Origin of the sequence: Collinsella tanakaei, assembly GCF_016902615.1 — a bacterium.
GTDB lineage: Bacteria > Actinomycetota > Coriobacteriia > Coriobacteriales > Coriobacteriaceae > Collinsella > Collinsella tanakaei_A.
In genome coordinates this window covers 1-16,694 of sequence record NZ_JACJMB010000009.1, presented here as the reverse complement: position 1 = coordinate 16,694, position 16,694 = coordinate 1, and the positions used below count along the sequence as shown (strand labels likewise).

General features: G+C 68.2%; 18 protein-coding genes. 12 read left to right on the top strand and 6 right to left on the bottom strand.

The window, feature by feature from the left end:
• Window positions 1-11 precede the first annotated feature (11 nt).
• Window positions 12-344, bottom strand: coding sequence for an ATP-binding cassette domain-containing protein (locus H6A21_RS04585; RefSeq protein WP_204560715.1), 333 nt, complete (start codon window positions 342-344; stop codon window positions 12-14).
• Between the two features lie 301 nt (window positions 345-645).
• Here H6A21_RS04585 and H6A21_RS04580 point away from each other — a divergent pair, with 301 nt between their 5' ends.
• Window positions 646-1,005 carry a hypothetical protein gene (locus H6A21_RS04580; protein ID WP_204560713.1) on the top strand — a complete coding sequence of 120 codons (360 nt, stop codon included), beginning with the start codon at window positions 646-648 and terminating at the stop codon, window positions 1,003-1,005.
• Window positions 1,006-1,112: 107 nt separating this feature from the next.
• Here the strand turns inward: H6A21_RS04580 and H6A21_RS04575 are convergent, their stop codons facing one another.
• Window positions 1,113-1,874: a class I SAM-dependent methyltransferase gene (locus tag H6A21_RS04575; protein ID WP_204560711.1), complete on the bottom strand. Its 762-nt coding sequence runs from the start codon at window positions 1,872-1,874 to the stop codon at window positions 1,113-1,115.
• 833 nt (window positions 1,875-2,707) lie between these two features.
• On the opposite strand from H6A21_RS04575, the gene H6A21_RS04570 reads away from it, so the two are divergent.
• The 4 genes from H6A21_RS04570 (at window position 2,708) to H6A21_RS04555 (ending at window position 6,826) form a co-directional block, all read left to right on the top strand.
• A complete protein-coding gene (locus H6A21_RS04570; RefSeq protein ID WP_204560709.1) occupies window positions 2,708-3,013 on the top strand; it encodes a hypothetical protein in 306 nt (101 codons plus the stop codon).
• A 195-nt stretch (window positions 3,014-3,208) separates the two neighbouring features.
• Entirely contained in the window at window positions 3,209-5,155 is a 1,947-nt protein-coding gene (locus H6A21_RS04565) for a glycoside hydrolase family 2 protein (RefSeq protein ID WP_204560707.1), read from the top strand.
• Between the two features lie 329 nt (window positions 5,156-5,484).
• Window positions 5,485-5,979, top strand: a complete 495-nt coding sequence (locus H6A21_RS04560; RefSeq protein ID WP_204560705.1) for a flavodoxin — start codon at window positions 5,485-5,487, stop codon at window positions 5,977-5,979.
• 220 nt (window positions 5,980-6,199) lie between these two features.
• Window positions 6,200-6,826: a TetR/AcrR family transcriptional regulator gene (locus tag H6A21_RS04555; RefSeq protein ID WP_204560703.1), complete on the top strand. Its 627-nt coding sequence runs from the start codon at window positions 6,200-6,202 to the stop codon at window positions 6,824-6,826.
• A 78-nt stretch (window positions 6,827-6,904) separates the two neighbouring features.
• On the opposite strand, the gene H6A21_RS04550 is transcribed toward H6A21_RS04555, so the two are convergent.
• From H6A21_RS04550 to H6A21_RS04540, 3 genes are all read right to left on the bottom strand, one after another.
• On the bottom strand, window positions 6,905-9,061 hold the full coding sequence (locus H6A21_RS04550) for a Tex family protein (RefSeq protein WP_204560701.1): 2,157 nt from the start codon (window positions 9,059-9,061) through the stop codon (window positions 6,905-6,907).
• A gap of 93 nt (window positions 9,062-9,154) precedes the next feature.
• On the bottom strand, window positions 9,155-9,796 hold the full coding sequence (locus H6A21_RS04545) for a class I SAM-dependent methyltransferase (RefSeq protein ID WP_204560699.1): 642 nt from the start codon (window positions 9,794-9,796) through the stop codon (window positions 9,155-9,157).
• Window positions 9,797-9,870: 74 nt separating this feature from the next.
• Entirely contained in the window at window positions 9,871-10,461 is a 591-nt protein-coding gene (locus tag H6A21_RS04540) for a TetR/AcrR family transcriptional regulator (RefSeq protein ID WP_204560697.1), read from the bottom strand.
• 182 nt (window positions 10,462-10,643) lie between these two features.
• Here H6A21_RS04540 and H6A21_RS04535 point away from each other — a divergent pair, with 182 nt between their 5' ends.
• The 7 genes from H6A21_RS04535 (at window position 10,644) to H6A21_RS04505 (ending at window position 16,131) form a co-directional block, all read left to right on the top strand.
• Window positions 10,644-11,375, top strand: coding sequence for a lantibiotic protection ABC transporter ATP-binding protein (locus H6A21_RS04535; RefSeq protein ID WP_204560696.1), 732 nt, complete (start codon window positions 10,644-10,646; stop codon window positions 11,373-11,375).
• The gene (locus tag H6A21_RS04530; protein WP_204560694.1) at window positions 11,372-12,133 is read left to right on the top strand and encodes a hypothetical protein; all 762 of its coding nucleotides are present in this window, start codon (window positions 11,372-11,374) and stop codon (window positions 12,131-12,133) included. Before H6A21_RS04535 ends, H6A21_RS04530 begins: the two co-directional genes overlap by 4 nt.
• Window positions 12,133-12,963, top strand: a complete 831-nt coding sequence (locus H6A21_RS04525) for a lantibiotic ABC transporter permease (protein ID WP_204560692.1) — start codon at window positions 12,133-12,135, stop codon at window positions 12,961-12,963. Before H6A21_RS04530 ends, H6A21_RS04525 begins: the two co-directional genes overlap by 1 nt.
• Entirely contained in the window at window positions 12,956-13,366 is a 411-nt protein-coding gene (locus tag H6A21_RS04520) for a hypothetical protein (RefSeq protein WP_204560690.1), read from the top strand. The genes H6A21_RS04525 and H6A21_RS04520 overlap by 8 nt, the downstream gene beginning before the upstream one ends.
• Before the next feature lie 74 nt (window positions 13,367-13,440).
• Window positions 13,441-14,103: a response regulator transcription factor gene (locus H6A21_RS04515; RefSeq protein ID WP_204560688.1), complete on the top strand. Its 663-nt coding sequence runs from the start codon at window positions 13,441-13,443 to the stop codon at window positions 14,101-14,103.
• Entirely contained in the window at window positions 14,091-15,578 is a 1,488-nt protein-coding gene (locus tag H6A21_RS04510) for a sensor histidine kinase (protein WP_204560686.1), read from the top strand. The genes H6A21_RS04515 and H6A21_RS04510 overlap by 13 nt, the downstream gene beginning before the upstream one ends.
• Before the next feature lie 61 nt (window positions 15,579-15,639).
• Entirely contained in the window at window positions 15,640-16,131 is a 492-nt protein-coding gene (locus tag H6A21_RS04505; RefSeq protein WP_204560684.1) for a prolyl-tRNA synthetase associated domain-containing protein, read from the top strand.
• Between the two features lie 58 nt (window positions 16,132-16,189).
• Here the strand turns inward: H6A21_RS04505 and H6A21_RS04500 are convergent, their stop codons facing one another.
• On the bottom strand, window positions 16,190-16,621 hold the full coding sequence (locus H6A21_RS04500; RefSeq protein ID WP_204560682.1) for an NAD(P)H-dependent oxidoreductase: 432 nt from the start codon (window positions 16,619-16,621) through the stop codon (window positions 16,190-16,192).
• Between the last annotated feature and the right edge of the window lie 73 nt (window positions 16,622-16,694).

Genomic DNA, 16,694 nt, shown 5'->3' with positions numbered 1-16,694 from the left:
GATGCCCCCTTCTACGCCATCGTCGGCGCGACGGCGGATGCGGCGCCCCCGAACAGCGCGTAGATGTTGTCGCGCGCGTTCAGGTTCGGGAACAGCGCGTAGTCCTGAAACACGATGTTGAACCCGCGCTTCTCCATGGGCAGGTGGGTAAAGTCCCGTCCATCCCACACGATCTGACCGCTCGTCGCCTCGGTGATGCCGAGCAGCACGTTCAGAAGCGTCGTCTTGCCACCGCCCGACGGGCCGAGAATGGACACGATCTGCCCGTCGTCGATCGCAAGGTTGATGTCATCGAGCACGACGTGGTCGCCGTACGCCTTGCCGAGATGCCTGAGCTCCAGCATAGGCCTCCCCTTTCATCCGAACATGAGCCATAACGAATCGTCGTCGGCGCACCTGGGCGTCAACGCGATCAAGCGCGTTTGGTTGTGCCGGGGGAAGACGCGTTGCATACGGGTGCACGGGCACCGCGATGAGTGGCGGGAAACACGGCAGCTTCACACGGCGGCGGGCAGTATGGATATATGGGTCCTGCACACCGGCTAGTGAACGGCCAATATGCTAGATATCGTTTTTCATCTCATCGGAAATGCTCTGTAAGGAGAGAATACAGAAAGCGCGCGCCGTGCAAAGATTCGGACACGTATGCGGATCGCCGTGCATGTTTTCGGCGGCCTGCAGGCCACGGTGTCGAGTGAAGGGCACATCGGCGCCGCAGTCATGCCGAAGCTCGCCCGGAGGTCATATATGCCCTTGGAATACCTATCGATCGCCCTCGGGGTCATCGCCGTCGCCCTCGGTTTCGCGCCCGTGGTCCCGCTGCAGCTCGTCGGCGTCGCACTCGGCATCTGCGGCATCGTCGCCTCGCGCCGCGCCCGCCACGCCGACTACCGCAAGGACCTTCCGGCGACCATCGGCTTCGTCTGCTCCATCGCGGGCGTCGTGGTGAGCGCCGTCACGCCGCTGTTCGCCCTCATCATCGCGATCGTGGGCGCAGCCGTCTAGGGAAACGCTGGATACGCGCACTCACGGCCGGGACGCCGCACCGGGCGCACGATGACCTGATCGGCGTTTTCCCGGCGTATGACCCCGCCTGCCGGCGTGCTCCCGCATCAGGCGCGCGGCACGACGATGCAGTCGTAGCGCACGGCCTTTCCCGCAACCGAATGACTCGGCTTGACGCCGGCCAGATACGGCCCTTTCACCGGCCGCTTGACGACGATTTTGCGCGGGCGCGCGGCGAGCGCTGCCGTCATGAGCGCCTCCTCGTCATCGCAGGGGTGCTCGAGATGATGGAGCAGCTGGAACTTCTTTTTCACCGCCGCGCTCTTGGTACGCCCCGGGAACATCGGGTCGAGATAGACCACGTCGGGACCGTCGTCGCACTCGCCCATCCGCGCGAGCGCCTCGGCGCTGTCGCCCGCGTGCACATGCATCCTCAAGGCGATGGACGCCAAGCCGGCATCCTCGCGTGCCCGGGCGACGGCATCCTCGAGCAGCACCGCGATCACCGGGTCGCGCTCGAACAGCTCGACTTCGAACCCTGCCGCGGCGAGCAGCAAAGAATCCTCACCGAGCCCCGCCGTGGCGTCGACGGCGCGCGGACGGTCCACCCCGCGCACGCGGACGGCGCGCACCAGAAGCTCGCGTGAGAGCGCCCCGGGGCGCACGCGCGGCATCATGCGGGTCAGATCCGGGCGCAGCTCCATCCCGTCGCCCGCCAACGTGAGGCCGTCTCTGTCGACGCGCAGCACAAGCGCATCCGCCCCGACGTCCCCAGGAGCCACGAGCACGCCCCCGACGCGGCCTGCGATCGTCCGGGCGCGCTCATCGCACGCAGCCGACATCGCGCACACCAGCACCCGCTCACTCATGCAGTGCCCCTTTCGCCCTCACGTCCAGTCCGGTCTCCACAGTACCAAAACCAGACGGGGACGGCGCCGCGCTTGCGCAAGCAGGCACTCAAGCGGCATCGGCGCTCCCACCGCAGCCCCGACGCGGCCGCGGCAACCTCGGCGGCCACGGCGCAGTCGCACCGCAACCAACTTGCCAATAATCTCGCTAGCAGACCTTCTCAGTGAAACTGTTGGCAAGTTGGTTGCACGGCGTCGCACCGTCGCGGCCGGCGCCAACCCCAAACGCAGTGACAGGTTTCACGCAGCCTCAGCGCAAAACGACCGCCCGGAAAAACCGGACGGCCTCGACACAAACCACGGGGCGGAGCCCCGTTGCTCCGCCCCACCAACATGTACTTTGGAATCGCCTCTAACCTCATATCCGAAGGAACTGGCAATTCTGTTGTCCACCTTCGGGCTCGCTGGCGTACCTCATAGGCTCCTACCGGGATGGCCCCGCTTCGCGTTGGGCGAGTCCGCTCGCCCCAAATGCCTAAAGGGCCTCGGTAACGTGGAGAACGAGCCCGAAGGCTGCTATATCTTCACTGCCCGTTGGACCCACCTCCTTAACTCGTCGCTTCGAATCTGGAGCGAATTGGTTTTTTGCTCACCCTGTTTATTTCCCCCTATGGACTTGATAAACAGCATGCCGAGAACCTCCCGTGAACGGTCGATTCGCTCGGTGAACGGTACAGCGTGATCGGATGCCGTCCATGCCGATTGTGGGCGCGCGACCTCCCGCGCGTCGAGCGTCCCGCATTGCGCCACAATGAGGGTATGACTGCATCGGCAGCAAGGTGATAGGAGACGCCATGACAAGCAGAAAGCCGTCTGCGCGGGCACGGCAGATCGCCGCATTCAAGGCGGAAACCGAAGACTTCGGCAATGCGTTCGACCGAGAGCGGGAACGTACGCGCGAACTCGAGCAGCACCGCGAGGAGGCGCTCTACGAGAAGGCCTGCGCCTCGAAAATGCGCTACGCGACCAAAGGCGAGGCCCTTGCGGCCATCGCCCGCTGCGAGGCGCGCGGCACGCGCGGCCTCACGTGCTACCGCTGCTCGTATTGCGGCGGCTGGCATCTCACCTCCCATCACTACCCCAAGAGAGATGCTGATTGACCGTTCGCAGCCGGGGATGCGCGGGCGAGACGGATGCGGACGGGAGGGGCGCAGCGGAGCCGCGTCGCCTCGGTCAGTCTCCGAAAGGCCCCCGGCGCGGCACCCCGGATGCGAAATGATGCAATCGGCATTTCCCCAAGGAAGCGTCGATGAACGCCTGCCACCCACGACCAGCATCGAATGCCCGGTGATCTTATGCTCGATATCAAACGTGTACTCAAAAGCGCCAAGGCGCCGAAGCTCGACCACCTCATCCGCCTGATCACGCCATGGGGAGAGTGCCTCGACCCCGACCGCATCCTGCCTGAGCACCCGCGCCCCACCATGGTCCGCACCTCCTACACCAGCCTCAACGGCAGATGGGATTATGCGATCGTCGCCCGCGAGGTGGCAGCATCCGCCGGCACGGAGGCGCTTTCTGAGGACGGTCTGCGCAAGGAGACGGGCGCGGCGACCCCGCCCGACGTCTTCGACGGCACCATCCTCGTCCCCTTCTCACCCGAGGCGCCGCTCTCCGGCGTCGAGCGCACGCTTCGTCCCGATGAGTTTCTGTGGTACCGCCGGCGCGTCCCGATGCCCCCGCTGGAAGACAGCCAGCGCCTCATCCTCCACTTCGAGGCAGTCGACTGGGTATGCGCCCTGCGCATCGACGGCATGCTGGTCGCCACACATGCCGACGGATACCTGCCCTTCGATATCGACGTCACGCCCTACCTGCACCGGACAGCGGAGGAATTCGAGATCGCCCTGTGCGTCGCGGACCCCAGTGACGCCGGCGTGCAGCCGCGCGGCAAGCAGCAGCTCGAGCCGGGCGGCATCTGGTATACCGCCCAAAGCGGCATCTGGCAGAGCGTCTGGTATGAGGTGGTGCCCGCCGCCCACCTCTACACGCTCACGCTCAAAGGCGAGGCGGACGGCACGCTCGACATCGAGGCGCGCGTCGCCGATCCCGCCCGCATGCTCCCCCAGGGCGCCGTACTCGTATGCACTCTTCTCGATAACGTGGGAGGCATCGTGGCGACAACACGGCTGCCCTTCGCTCCCGCGCGCGCCGACACCCCCGATGGGCTGCACGTACATGAACGCGTGCACATAGCCGGCACGAGGTCCTGGTCGCCCGAAGACCCCTATCTCTACGACGTCGAGGTCACCTTGGTGCCCGCAGGAGCACACGAGGCGGTCGATGCGGTGCGCTCCTACTGCGCGTTTCGCTCCGTGGCCATCCAGCGCGATGCACAGGGCTTCCCGCGGCTTTTCCTGAACGGATCGCCGCGCTTCGTCGCCGGCGTCCTCGACCAGGGCTACTGGCCCGATGGCCTCATGACCGCACCGGCGGATGCCGCGCTCGTGCACGATATCGAGGCGATGCGCGCTGCCGGGTACAACATGCTCCGCAAGCACATCAAGGTCGAATGCGCGCGCTGGTACTACCACTGCGACCGGCTCGGCATGCTCGTCTGGCAAGACGCGGTCTCGGGCGGCGGCACCTACAGCCCCTGGCACACGAGCCGAAAGCCGACGCTCTTCCAGACGACCTGGGGGCGCTTCGCCGACGACACGCCCGCCCACCGCGCCGCGCTCTCGAGCGACAGCGCGGCGTACCGGAGCGCGTGGATGCGCGGCTGCACCGGCATGGTCCGCATGCTCGCAGGCCATCCGTCGATCGTGACCTGGGTGCTCTTCAACGAGGGCTGGGGGCAGTTCGACGCCCGAACGGTCACCGAGATCGTCCACGCCGTCGACGCCACGCGCCCGATCGACGCCACGAGCGGCTGGTACGACCAGGGATGCGGCGACTTCCTCTCGCACCATAACTACTTCCGCCCGCTCGGCGTGGCGCGCGATTGCGCAAAGCTCTCCGGATACGCCGCGCGGCGGGGCTTCCGGGCCTTTGCGCTTTCGGAGTTCGGCGGGCTGACGCTGCATGTCGCGGGCCATACGGCGACGCCCTCGACCTATGGCTATGGAGATTTCCCGGATGCGGACGCATGGCGCGCCGCCGTGCTGGATCTCATCAATCGGGCCCGCGCACTCGAGCGCTGCGGCCTCGCGGGATTCGTCTATACGCAGGTATCGGATGTCGAGGGGGAGCTCAACGGGCTGCTCACGGCTGATCGCCGTGTCAACAAGCTCAACGGATAGCGCGCCGGGCGAACGAGGGCGCCCCGCCCAGACCGGGTCAGCACAAATGCGCGCGAACGGAAATGCAAGACACCTCCGCCCGCGCGCCGCAAGCTGTCGAGCGTGCCGAGTCGCCGGCTCCGCCCTGATTACAACCTATCGCACGTGCGCCCTCCGTCGTTGCGCAACAATCCGGGAATAACGACTCCCCATCGTTGACACCATGTCATCACAATTGCGCTACTGTTATGGGTATACAGATAAGAAAGTCTCATCGACATGGCAGAGCGGCGAACCGCAGCATGTCATGTTTGCACGCAGCCATTCATCGAGTAGAAAGAAACCGCATCATGAGCACCACCCTGGTCGCCTTCTTCTCCCCAACGGGCACCACCGCCCGTGCAGCCCTCGCCTTGGCCGACACCCTGGGCGCCGATACCTTCGAGATCAAGCCCCAACAGCCCTACACCGCCGCCGACCTCGATTGGCGAGACGAAGCGAGCCGCACCTCCGTCGAGAAGCGCGACGAGACGGCGCGCCCGACGATCGTCGGCACGATGACCCATATGGATCGCTACGACACGGTATTCGTCGGCTTCCCCATCTGGTGGTACGTCGAGCCGCGCATCATCGACACGTTCCTCGAGACCTATAACTTCACCGGCAAGACCGTCATCCCCTTCGCCACGAGCGGCGGCAGCGGCCTTGGACAGGCCCCCGCGCGCATGCAGAGCATCATCCCGGGCGCCCGGGTGCTGCCGGGCAAGATGCTGAATGGCGCCTTCGACGCCGACAGCCTGCGCGCCTGGGCAGACGATCTGGGCTGCTGCGGCAGCGCAGAGTAGATTATCCACGCATCCGCTCGGCCGCACGCCGCCTGCAGCGGTCTGCGCGCGAGCCGGGCGCGAAACCAAGACGTCACGCGAGACCAGCAGAGAGGCACCCTCGCTGCATGACCGCCCGAACAGTTCGGACACCGCCATATCCAACATCCAGTAAAGCGGGCGCACAGACACCCGGGCAAGCAGGCACGATCGGGGATCGACCCCACAGCGGAGGTGCACCATGCCACGCATCACCGAAGAAGCATCACGGGCACGCTGCGTCGAGATCGTCAACGCCGCGGAAACCCTCTACCAGACCCAGAACTACCGTGACATCACGATGGCGCAGATAGCCGGCAAGCTCACGTTCGGCCGCGCCAACATCTACAACTATTTCCAGTGCAAGGATGAGATCTTTCTGGCCCTGCTCCAACGCGAGTACACGCTATGGGAGCAGGATCTCGCAGCCCTGCGCGACAGCATCGGGGCGCTCGATGGCGAAGCGCTCGCCGCGGGACTCGCCGCAAGCCTCCAGAAGCGCGAGCAGATGCTTCGCCTTCTGGTCATGGACCTCTATGAGATAGAGGAGGGCTGCCGTCCGAACAACCTCACCGCGCTCAAACGCGTCTACCTGCATGCCGTCGACACGCTCGAATCGCTGCTCAGGGCATGCAAGCCGCAGTGGGATGAGACGCAGGTCGATCGGTTCATCTACGCGTTTCTCCCCTTCGTCTACGGCGTCTACCCCTATGTGCACGCGACCGACAAGCAGCGCGCCGCCATCGAGGCGGCCGGCGGCACGTTCCCCGACAAGAGCATCTACGAGCTTGTGGAGCAATTCGTCCGCAAGATGACGGCAGATACCTGAGACGGGACCCCTACCGCACCATGAAGCGGGCCAGGCATGCTGGGAAGCATGCCTGGCCCGCTTCGCTTGCCGCAGATCCTACTTGCCCTTCACCATCGTAAGGGAGATCTTGCCGCGGTCCCGGTCAATGCGGTCGACCCAGACCGTCACCGTGTCGCCCACGGTCACCACGTCGCTCGGGTGCTTCACGAAACGGCGCGACAGCTTCGAGATGTGCACGAGACCGTCCTGATGCACACCGATATCAACGAACGCGCCGAAGTCGACGACGTTGCGCACCGTGCCGGTGAGTTCCATGCCCACCTCGAGGTCGTCGATGCTGCGGGCGGCGCTGCTGAACACGACCTCCGGCGCGTCGTCACGCGGGTCGCGGCCGGGCTTCTCGAGCTCGGCGATGATGTCGAACAGCGTCAGCACGCCGCAGTCGAGGTCGGCGGCAAGCGAGGACACGCTGCCCAGGCGCTGCTCGATATCGGAGATGCCCCCGTGCGCCAGGTCGGCCGCGCTCACGCCCGCGCGGCGGAGCAGCTCGCGCGCCACGGCGTAGCTCTCGGGGTGCACGCTCGTGGCGTCGAGCGGGTTGTCGCCGCCGATGATGCGCATGAAGCCCGCGCAGTTGAGAAACGCCTTCGGTCCGAGCTTGGGAACGTCCTTCAGCTGCTTGCGGTCGGTGAAGGCGCCGTGCTCCTCGCGATAGGCCACGATATTCTTCGCAACCGTCGGGGTGATGCCCGACACGTAGGCGAGCAGGCTCGCGCTCGCCGTGTTCACGTCCACGCCCACGCGGTTCACCACGTCCTCGACCACGTTGCCGAGCGTGCGGGCGAGCTCATGCTGGTCGAGGTCGTGCTGATACTGGCCGACGCCGATGGACTGCGGCGGGATCTTCACGAGCTCGGCCAGCGGATCCTGCAGGCGACGGCCGAGGCTCATGGCGCCACGCGTCGTCACGTCGAGGTCCGGATACTCCTCGCTCGCGAGCTCGCTTGCCGAGTACACCGAGGCCCCCGCCTCGTTCACGATGGTGTAGCGCAGGTCCGGGGCCTGCTCGGCGATGAAGTCGGACACGACCTCCTCGGTCTCGCGGCTCGCCGTTCCGTTGCCGATGACCACGGTGTTGATGGCGTAGCGCTCGACGAGGCGCGCGAGCGTGCGCTTCGTGCCCGCGATGTCGCGGCGCGGCGGCGTGGGATACACCACGCCGTGATCGAGCAGCTTGCCCGTCTCGTCGAGCACCGCCACCTTGCAGCCCGTGCGGTATCCCGGGTCGAGGGCGATCACGCGGGCGCCGCGTACGGGTCGCGCCGAAAGCAGGCCCTCGAGGTTCTTGGCAAAGACCTTGATGGCGTCCATCTGGGCGCGCACCGTGAGCTTGGCGCGCAGCTCGCGCTCGAGCGAAGGCGCCATGAGGCGCTTGTAGCCGTCGGCGATGGCGGCGTCGAGCACCGGCGCGAACACGCCCGCGCGGCGCGGCCAGCGGGACCCCAAGCGCGCCACCGCGGCATCCGTGTCGACGCTCACGCGCACGCGCAGCTTGCCCTCGCGCTCGCCGCGGTCGATCGCCAGAATACGGTGGTTGGGGATCTTGCGTGCAGGCTCGGAGAAGTCGTAGTACGGCTCGTAGGGCGTCTTCTCGTCCGCATCGACCGCCACGGCAGCGATCTCGCCCGTGCCCTCGGTGAAGGAGCGCAGGTCGGCCACGTTCTCGGCGTCCTCCGCCACCGTCTCGGCCACGATGTCGGCCGCACCGGCGAGCGCCTTCTCGGGCGTATCGAAACCGGCCTCGACGGCCTCGGGCGTCACGTAGGCGCCGGCAGCATCGAGCGCCGAGCCCTTCGTCGAGACCTGCATGATGATCATGTTGGCGAGCGGCTCGAGCCCGGCGGCGCGCGCCTTGCCCGCGCGCGTCATGCGCTTCTTGCGGTAGGGCTTGTAGAGGTCCTCGACGCGCTGCAGCTGCGTTGCCGCACGGATCTCCGCCTCGAGCTCGGGCGTGAGCTTGCCGGCAGCGCCGATGAGCGCGATGACATCGGCCTTGCGCTGCTCGAGATTGCGCAGGTAGCTCAAACGGTCCTCGAGCGCGCGCAGGGCGACGTCGTCCATGCCGCCCGTCGCCTCCTTGCGGTAGCGAGCGATAAAGGGAATGGTGTTTCCCTCGTCGATAAGGTCAACCGCAGCTTGGACGGCCGCCTTCTTCAGGCCGAGCTCCTCGGCAAGTGTTGCGATGATATCCATAGGGCTCCCCTGCTGTCGGGTACGAAGCTGAACAAGGATACCCGCCCGCGTGGACTGTCGCAAGCCGGGTCGCGCGCAGCCCGAGCCGCCGCCTCACGCGCCCTTTCGCGCCACCGCGACGCACGCCGTCGTGCCGACGCGTCGCCAAAAGACGTCTGGGAACCATCTGCCGAGCAGGCCCTTGAGCTCCGACTCGGAATACATCCGAACATCGCCTTCCCGCGAATGGGGCATCCAGGCGTTCATGATCGCGCGGGCGGGCGCAGGCTGCCACGCATCGCCGATGACGAAGGCCCCTCCCGACGCGAGGACGCGCCACACCTGGAAGACCGCGCGCCCGGGATCCGGATAGTGGTGGAACGAATCGTTGCACCACACGGCATCGAACGCGGCGTCGTGAAACGGTAGGTGCTCCGCGTCCGCGTTCAGGACCTCGACGGCATCCCCCAGGCGCACCCGCGCGGTGGCGCACATCTCGGGCGACAGGTCCACGCATGTCAGGCGCGCACGCGGGACCCCGTCGAGGATGAGCGCCGCGAGCGCCCCCGTCCCGCATCCCAGGTCGAGCAGGCGCGGCTCGGGGATGTCCGCGACGGCGCGCAGCACCTCCGCCATGACGTGCGGGTAGAGCCCGCGCGCGTGCTCCCCCTGCACCCCCTCGTCATAGGTCGCAGCCTGCGCATCGAAAGCCGCGCGCGAACGGCCCTTGAGCAACCCCTCATCTCTTGTGTGCATGTTCGCTCCCTTCTGTTGAGCATTGTTCAATATTAGAGGTGAAAACAACCCCGGCTCGCGCCGGGGCGGGATTCCTAGTTACCAGTCCTCTCGGTACGGAACTCGGCGATCAGGGCATGCAGGTAGCGGCGGGCGACACGGGCGGCAGCGCCATCGGGCATGCCGGCGCCGGACGCAAGCCCGATACACCCGTATACCATCATGGAGGCAAGAGCGTCGGCATCGGCCGTCCGCACGCCGCGAGCCGCCGCATCGGCCTCGAGGGCACGTCTCAGATGGGGGCGCACCGCCTCGCACATGGCGAGCGACAGGCGGTCGTGGAGCGCCCCGTGCCCCTCGGCGTGGAAATAGCCCTCGTAGGGAAACGCGTCCCGGTCGGTCGCTACCGCCACGGCGCGGTCGATCTTCTCGTCCAGTGGGGATGATCCCTCGTCGAGCACGGCGTTGATCTTGCCGGCGCATCGCATGGCATAGTCCTCGATGGCGGAGGCGAACATCGTCTCCTTGGAGTCGAAGTAATGGTAGGCGAGCCCCGGCGCCACGCCGGCGGCCCGAGCCACCGCGCGAACCGACACGTTATCGTACCCCTCCTCGGAAAAGAGCCTCATGGCGCACGCAAGCAGCTCCCGCTTGCGCTCCTCGGGATCCTTCACGGTTCTCGGCATGGGCGCACCCCCTTCTACCGCGATGCTACCCCTTAATTGAACATTAGTCAATATATACGCGAACCGGGTGGAGCACGGACGCGTCGCGACCGTTACCGCTTCGTTAGATTCGGAATCCATCATGGCAAGCGAGCCTGAAGGGAAGGCGCACCCATGTGCGCCGCGACAGAAGGGAGATCCCCATGGACTATGTGCTCGAGACGCGGGAGCTGACCAAGCGCTTCGGCCGCGGACGCGACGCGCAGACCGCCGTCGCGAACGTGAACCTCCATATCCGCGAGGGAGAGGTGTACGGCCTGCTCGGCCCCAACGGCGCCGGCAAATCGACCACGCTCAAGATGATATGCGGCATGCTCCGCCCGAGCGCAGGGCAGATCGTCTTCGCCGGGCACCCCTGGAGCCGCTCGGACCTTTACGCCATCGGGTCGCTGGTCGAGGAGGCGCCGCTGTACCCCAACCTTACCGCCCGCGAGAACCTGCGCGTGCGAACGACCCTGCTCGGCCTGCCCGCATCGCGCATCGACGAGGTGCTCGAGCTCGTGGACCTCTCCGACACCGGGCGGAAGCGCGCGGGGCGCTTCTCGATGGGCATGAAGCAGCGGCTCGGCCTCGGCCTCGCGCTGCTTTCGCGCCCGCGCCTGCTCGTGCTCGACGAGCCCACCAACGGCCTCGACCCCATCGGCATCGAGGAGCTTCGCGATCAGATCCGCGGTTTCGCGGCGGCGGGCACGACCGTGCTCGTCTCGAGCCATATCTTGTCGGAGGTGCAGCAGATGGCCGACTCCGTCGGTATCATCTACCGGGGACGCCTCGCCTACGAGGACCGGCTCCATGCGGGCGAGGACCTCGAGGATCTCTTCATGGACGTCTGCCGCGCGGGCCGCACCGCGAACGGGGAGGCGCATGCGGCATGATGGCAGCCCTCACCCGCCCCCTGCGCGCCGAGGCGCAGAAATCCCGCCACGCGGCACCCGTGCGCATCGCCGTCCTCATGGCGCTCCCGATGCCGCTGCTGGGCGCCATGCCCTACCGGGGCTACCAGGCCTTCAGCGCGTGGAACTACTGGTACACGTTGTTTTTGCCGGTCGCGCTCTCGCTTACGGTCGCCTGCGTCGCCCAGGCGGACGCGCGCACGCGCATGCGAGGCGTCTTGGGACAGGGCGTGCCGCTCGTGCATGCATGGTGGGCGAAGGCCCTCTGGTGCCTAGCCCTTCTCGCGCTCTCCAACCTCATCGTCTTCACCATCTACCTTGCAGGGTCGGCCTTCACCGAGCAGGGCATGACGGCAGCGGGGACCCTGACGATGCTCTGCTGCGCCGGCGTGAACACGCTGACCGTGGCGTGGATGATCCCGGTCGGGCTTCTCCTCACGGTGCTCGCAGGCATGTTGGCAGGCATCTTCATCCCGCTCGCTATCCAGCTCGCGGGCGCCTTCGCATGGTCTGTCATCCCGTTTCCCCAGCTCTTCCCGCCGTCTGCCGCGACCGTCATCCCCACGAGCTTCATCCCCGTGCTCCCGAGCGGCGAGCCGCTCGGGACGGATGTCGCACTCGGCGGGGCGCTTGCCGCCGACGGCGTGCTCACACTCACGGGACTCGCCGTCTGCGCGCTCTCCTTCGCGGCGCTCACGGCGGCGTCGGCCGCTTGGTTCGCGCGCTTCGAGGAGAGGTGATGGCGATGCCGGACACCGCATCCTTGCGCATGACGCCGTCGCGCGCGCTTCGCTCCGAGCTCATGCGCCTGGCCCGCTCCCCGCTCGTCGGCCTGCACCTGGCGTGCGGGATCGCCGGGGGCCTCGCCTGCGGGGAGTACTTCTCCGTCGCCGCCTGGGACCCCGCCATGGGGGCGGACGCCTTCGCGCAGCTCCTCGGGGCCCTCATGCCGCTCATGGCGGGCATCGTCTGCGGCATCGCCGTGGATGCGGAACGGGCTTGCGGGCGGCTCGCGAACCTGACGGCCGTGCCCTCGCGCGCCCTGGCGGTCGCCGCGAAGCTGATCGCCCTGGCGCTTGCCGGCGGTATCGCCTTGGCGCTGGCGCTCGGCGTCTTCGGCACCGTGCTCGCCGCGGCCGGGCGCCTGGCGCTTTCCCCGCTGCATCTCGCCTCTGCCTGTGCGGGAATCCTTCTGGGGAGCCTGCCCGTCTACGCGCTCGGGCTCGCACTGGCGCTGAGGTTCGGCCGAAACGTCGCGATCGGCGCGGGTGCCGCCGGCACGCTGCTCGCCTTCTTCAGCGTGGGCGGGCTCGCGCACGGCCTCATGACCGGCGAGCTCACCGGGGCGAACGCGGGTCCGCTCGGCCTGCTGCCCTGCTCGTGGCCGGCACGGCTGGGATCGGTCGCCATCGAGGCCGCCATCGCCGCCGAGCGCGGCTTCGCCGAGGCGTCGGCCGTGAGCGCGCAGGCGGCATGGCTGGGTGCCGCCTGCGCCATCCTCTCAGTCGTCGCAGCCGCGGCGCTCATCGCCTGGTTCACCCGTTTCGAGGATCGGAGGCACGATGGCTAGGATGCCCCGCATCGCCCGCGCGGCGCTCGTCTGCGCGCTCGTCTGCGCGCTCGTCTGCGCGCTCGCGCCGATCGCACAGAACCTGCTCGCGCAGACCGGCTGGGGCGCCGCCCTGCGCTCGGTATCCGACCGTCTGCTGCCCAACCCGCAGGTCACCATGTGGGCGCCCAGACCCGATCCGGACAGCTTCACGGCCGCGTACGCCGACGCCACGGGAGCGGGAGAGAACTATGTGTACCTCGTCGATGCCGCCGACGGGCGCGGTGGGGTGCGCGAGCTCCAGCTCATCTTCTTCGGCGGCAAGCCCGACGGAGAGGGCTGGCTCGAGATCGAGGCGAGGGGCGGCAGCGGCGTGCGCTACCGCCCGTGCGCGGACTCCGACGTGCCCCCCCCGCCGCGCTAGGGGCCCTCGCCTCCGGACGGGACCTGCCGTGAGGGGCGGGACGGGTATAATCACGCGCGGGCAAGGAGGTCGCGATGGCGCGGATACTGGCGATAGATGACGAGCGGGCGATTCTCGACGCACTCAGGCGCGTGCTCGGACGCGCTGGCCACGAGGTCTGCGCGCAGAACGATCCGCAGCAGGTCCCCGCCATGGACCTCGCCCGCTTCGACCTCATCCTCTGCGACGTCATGATGCCCGCGCTCGACGGCTTCGAGCTCGTGCGGCGCATCCGGCCCGTCTTCGACGGGCCGATCGTCTTCCTCACCGCGAAGGTCGCCGAGGAGGACGCCATCTGCGGTTACGGGCTCGGGGCCGACGACTACGTGCGCAAGCCCTTCGGGGCGGCGGAGCTGCGCGCCAAGGTGGATGCCCATCTGCGCCGCGAGCGCCGCCCCCGCGCCCATGCGCTGGCCTTCGGCGACGTGCGGCTCGACCTCGGGGCACGGACGCTGTCGGTGGCCGATACGGTCGTTTCCCTCACCCCGACCGAATACGCCATCTGCGAGCTGCTCGCCCGGCGCCCCGGGCAGGTGATGAGCCGCTCGCAGATTCGCGAGACGGTGCTCGGTTGGGACAGCGACGCAGATGACACGGCGATATCCATGCAGGTCAGCCGTGCGCGCAAGAAGCTCGCCGCCGCCGGGACGGACCCGATCGCAACCGTCTGGGGGATGGGATACAAATGGCAGCTCTAGACCACCGGGAGACGGGCGGGCGCGGCATGCCCCTCGCCTTCGTGATCGCGCGCTACTTCGCCTACTCGTTCGCGGCGGTCGCCCTCGCCTGGCTCGTCGCGTTCCTCGCCCTGTCGTCCGCCATAGGCGCCGGGCTCGTCTACGAGGCAAGCTGGGGCCCGGCTAACGCACGGGAGGTCGCCTTGGAGCTGGCAGGCACCCCGGAACTCGGCGCCGAGGACATCCCGACCGCCTATCGGTACCTGATCGTGGACGGGCGGGGCGCCGAACGCGACACCGACCTCACCGCAGACCTGCTCGGCCGCGCGCGCAAGGCCGCCTTCGCGGCGCGCTCCGCGAAGGAGGGCGACGTCGCGATCGAGGGCGGCGGCAGCGGGCTCACGTTCGCGTCGTTTCCGCTGGATGGCGGCGGCGCCTGCGTGCTCGTCTCGGAATACCTGCCTCAGTGGCGGGACCGCGCATGGGCCGAACGCCTCCCCAACCCGCAGAACCTCATGCTCGTCGCCGGCATCGCGGGCAGCGCGCTCGCGCTCGCCCTCGTGGCCCGGCGCGCGAGCCGCGTGATCTCCCGAAAGATGGCACCGCTCGCCGAGGCGGCGGAGCGCATCGGCCGCGAGGAGCTCGACTTCACCGTCGGGCGCACCAACGTGCGCGAGATGAACGACGTCCTGTCGGCGATGGACGCCATGAGGGCCCAGCTCGCCTCGTCGCTCGAGGCGCGCTGGCGCTCCGAGCAGGCGCAGCGCGACCAGGTCGCCGCGCTCGCGCACGACCTCAAGACCCCCCTCACGGTGCTGCGCGCCAACGCCGACTTCGTGGCAGAGGAGCTCTCCTGCGCAGACGGGAAGACGGATCCCGACCGAGACGAGCTCGCCTGCGCGGCGCGCGACATAGCCTGCGGCGCGGACCGGCTCGACGGCTACGTGCGACTCCTCATCGACGCATCGCGCGGGGCCGCGAGCGCCCGCCCGTCTGCCGTCGAGCCAGGCGAGCTGTGCCGGCAGGTCGCCGTAGAGGCGGAAGCGACCGCCCGCGCACAGGGCATCGAGCTCGCCGTCGACATCGACCCCGCCGTCGACGCGGCGTCCGCGATGACCGTCGACCGGAGCGCCCTGGCGCGCGCCGTGGCGAACCTCGTCGCCAACGCCGCCGAGCATGCGCGGACGGGCATCGGGCTTCGCTGCTCCCTCGACGACGGTGCCCTCATCGTCCGGGTGTCCGACGACGGGGCGGGATTCTCGCCGGCCGCCCTCGAGCACGGCTGTGAGCGGTTCTTCACCGAAGACGGGGCGCGCACGTCGAAAGGCGGCTCCCGGCATTACGGGCTCGGCCTGTGCGCCGCCGCCGAGGCAGTGCGCGCCCACGGAGGATCTATAGAGCTCGCCAACCGGACCGACGACGACGGCGACATCATCGGCGCCGCCGTCGTCACGCGCTGGAGGGAAGCCCTGGCAGAGGGTGCGAAACCCCGCTGAGCGCCGAGCCGCCGCCCGCCTGTGGCACAATGGGGCGGAAGCGACGGGGAGCGGGGAGCATATGTATGACAGGCAAGGGGTAATCAAGCTACTCGGCAACGAGGGCGTCACCTTCCGCATCGCCGAGCACGAGGCGGTCCGCACGGTCGAGGAGGCGAGGCGGGCGCAGATCCCCTTCGCCGCGTTCGGCGTGAAGAACCTCTTTCTGCGCGACGACAAGAAGCGCGCGTACTACCTCGTGTGCCTTCCCGACGACGCCGACGTCCCCCTCAAGGAGATCCAATCCCGCATCGGCTCGCGCCGCCTCTCGTTCGCCTCCCCCGCGGACCTGGGGCGCATGCTCGGGCTTGCCCCCGGCTCGGTCACCCCGCTCGGCGCACTCAACGACACCGAGCGCGCCGTCGAGGTCGTCCTCGACCAGAGGCTCGTCGAGCGCGGCTCCGTCGCGGTCCATCCCTGCGACAACACCGCGACCCTCCTGCTCGGCACCGCCGACCTCATCGACCTGCTGCGCCGCCACGGCTGCCGCGTGCGCTGCGCGGAGCTCGCCTGAGGGCGGCAGCCGCGGCGGAAGCGGCAGGCGCCCCGTCTCGCCGCGGCCCCATCGCCCCCTACTCCTCCAGATACGCGAGGAACGCATCCGCCTGGGCTGCCAGCTCGGCGCGCTGGCCGTCCGTGAGCGCAAGGGAGTCGGTCTCGAACGCCGTGCGGTCGAGCTTCACGCCCACCTGCGGCGACGCCATGAGGTCCATCCCCATGGCGGCGGCGAGCTCCGCGAGCCTGGCGCGGGCCCCCGAGCCGGCCGACGAGCCGGCGGCGGAGCTCAGGGCGAGCTTCTTGCCGCTCGTCACCGCGCTCGAGCGCACGCCCGCGACGACCGGGCGGCTCATCCAGTCGAGCATGTTCTTGAGGACCCCGGGGTAGCTGTAGTTGTACTCAGGGGTGAATATCCAGATGCCGTCCGCGCGGTCGATGGCGGAGCGGACGCGCCCGACCGGCGCGGGCGCCGTGAATCTGAATCTGCCCCATTCCCGTTGACACACGGAGTTCCGTTTCGGCATGATGTCGTAAACGGGGAAAGGGGGCATAGGATGGGACATCCGTCGCCCAAATATT

What these genes read in the sequence shown, in the direction of transcription:
- H6A21_RS04585 (WP_204560715.1), bottom strand. Translation starts at nt 344, where the DNA reads ATGCTGGAGCTCAGGCATCTCGGCAAGGCGTACGGCGACCACGTCGTG.
- H6A21_RS04580 (WP_204560713.1), top strand. Translation starts at nt 646, where the DNA reads ATGCGGATCGCCGTGCATGTTTTCGGCGGCCTGCAGGCCACGGTGTCG.
- H6A21_RS04575 (WP_204560711.1), bottom strand. Translation starts at nt 1,874, where the DNA reads ATGAGTGAGCGGGTGCTGGTGTGCGCGATGTCGGCTGCGTGCGATGAG.
- H6A21_RS04570 (WP_204560709.1), top strand. Translation starts at nt 2,708, where the DNA reads ATGACAAGCAGAAAGCCGTCTGCGCGGGCACGGCAGATCGCCGCATTC.
- H6A21_RS04565 (WP_204560707.1), top strand. Translation starts at nt 3,209, where the DNA reads ATGCTCGATATCAAACGTGTACTCAAAAGCGCCAAGGCGCCGAAGCTC.
- H6A21_RS04560 (WP_204560705.1), top strand. Translation starts at nt 5,485, where the DNA reads ATGAGCACCACCCTGGTCGCCTTCTTCTCCCCAACGGGCACCACCGCC.
- H6A21_RS04555 (WP_204560703.1), top strand. Translation starts at nt 6,200, where the DNA reads ATGCCACGCATCACCGAAGAAGCATCACGGGCACGCTGCGTCGAGATC.
- H6A21_RS04550 (WP_204560701.1), bottom strand. Translation starts at nt 9,061, where the DNA reads ATGGATATCATCGCAACACTTGCCGAGGAGCTCGGCCTGAAGAAGGCG.
- H6A21_RS04545 (WP_204560699.1), bottom strand. Translation starts at nt 9,796, where the DNA reads ATGCACACAAGAGATGAGGGGTTGCTCAAGGGCCGTTCGCGCGCGGCT.
- H6A21_RS04540 (WP_204560697.1), bottom strand. Translation starts at nt 10,461, where the DNA reads ATGCCGAGAACCGTGAAGGATCCCGAGGAGCGCAAGCGGGAGCTGCTT.
- H6A21_RS04535 (WP_204560696.1), top strand. Translation starts at nt 10,644, where the DNA reads ATGGACTATGTGCTCGAGACGCGGGAGCTGACCAAGCGCTTCGGCCGC.
- H6A21_RS04530 (WP_204560694.1), top strand. Translation starts at nt 11,372, where the DNA reads ATGATGGCAGCCCTCACCCGCCCCCTGCGCGCCGAGGCGCAGAAATCC.
- H6A21_RS04525 (WP_204560692.1), top strand. Translation starts at nt 12,133, where the DNA reads ATGGCGATGCCGGACACCGCATCCTTGCGCATGACGCCGTCGCGCGCG.
- H6A21_RS04520 (WP_204560690.1), top strand. Translation starts at nt 12,956, where the DNA reads ATGGCTAGGATGCCCCGCATCGCCCGCGCGGCGCTCGTCTGCGCGCTC.
- H6A21_RS04515 (WP_204560688.1), top strand. Translation starts at nt 13,441, where the DNA reads ATGGCGCGGATACTGGCGATAGATGACGAGCGGGCGATTCTCGACGCA.
- H6A21_RS04510 (WP_204560686.1), top strand. Translation starts at nt 14,091, where the DNA reads ATGGCAGCTCTAGACCACCGGGAGACGGGCGGGCGCGGCATGCCCCTC.
- H6A21_RS04505 (WP_204560684.1), top strand. Translation starts at nt 15,640, where the DNA reads ATGTATGACAGGCAAGGGGTAATCAAGCTACTCGGCAACGAGGGCGTC.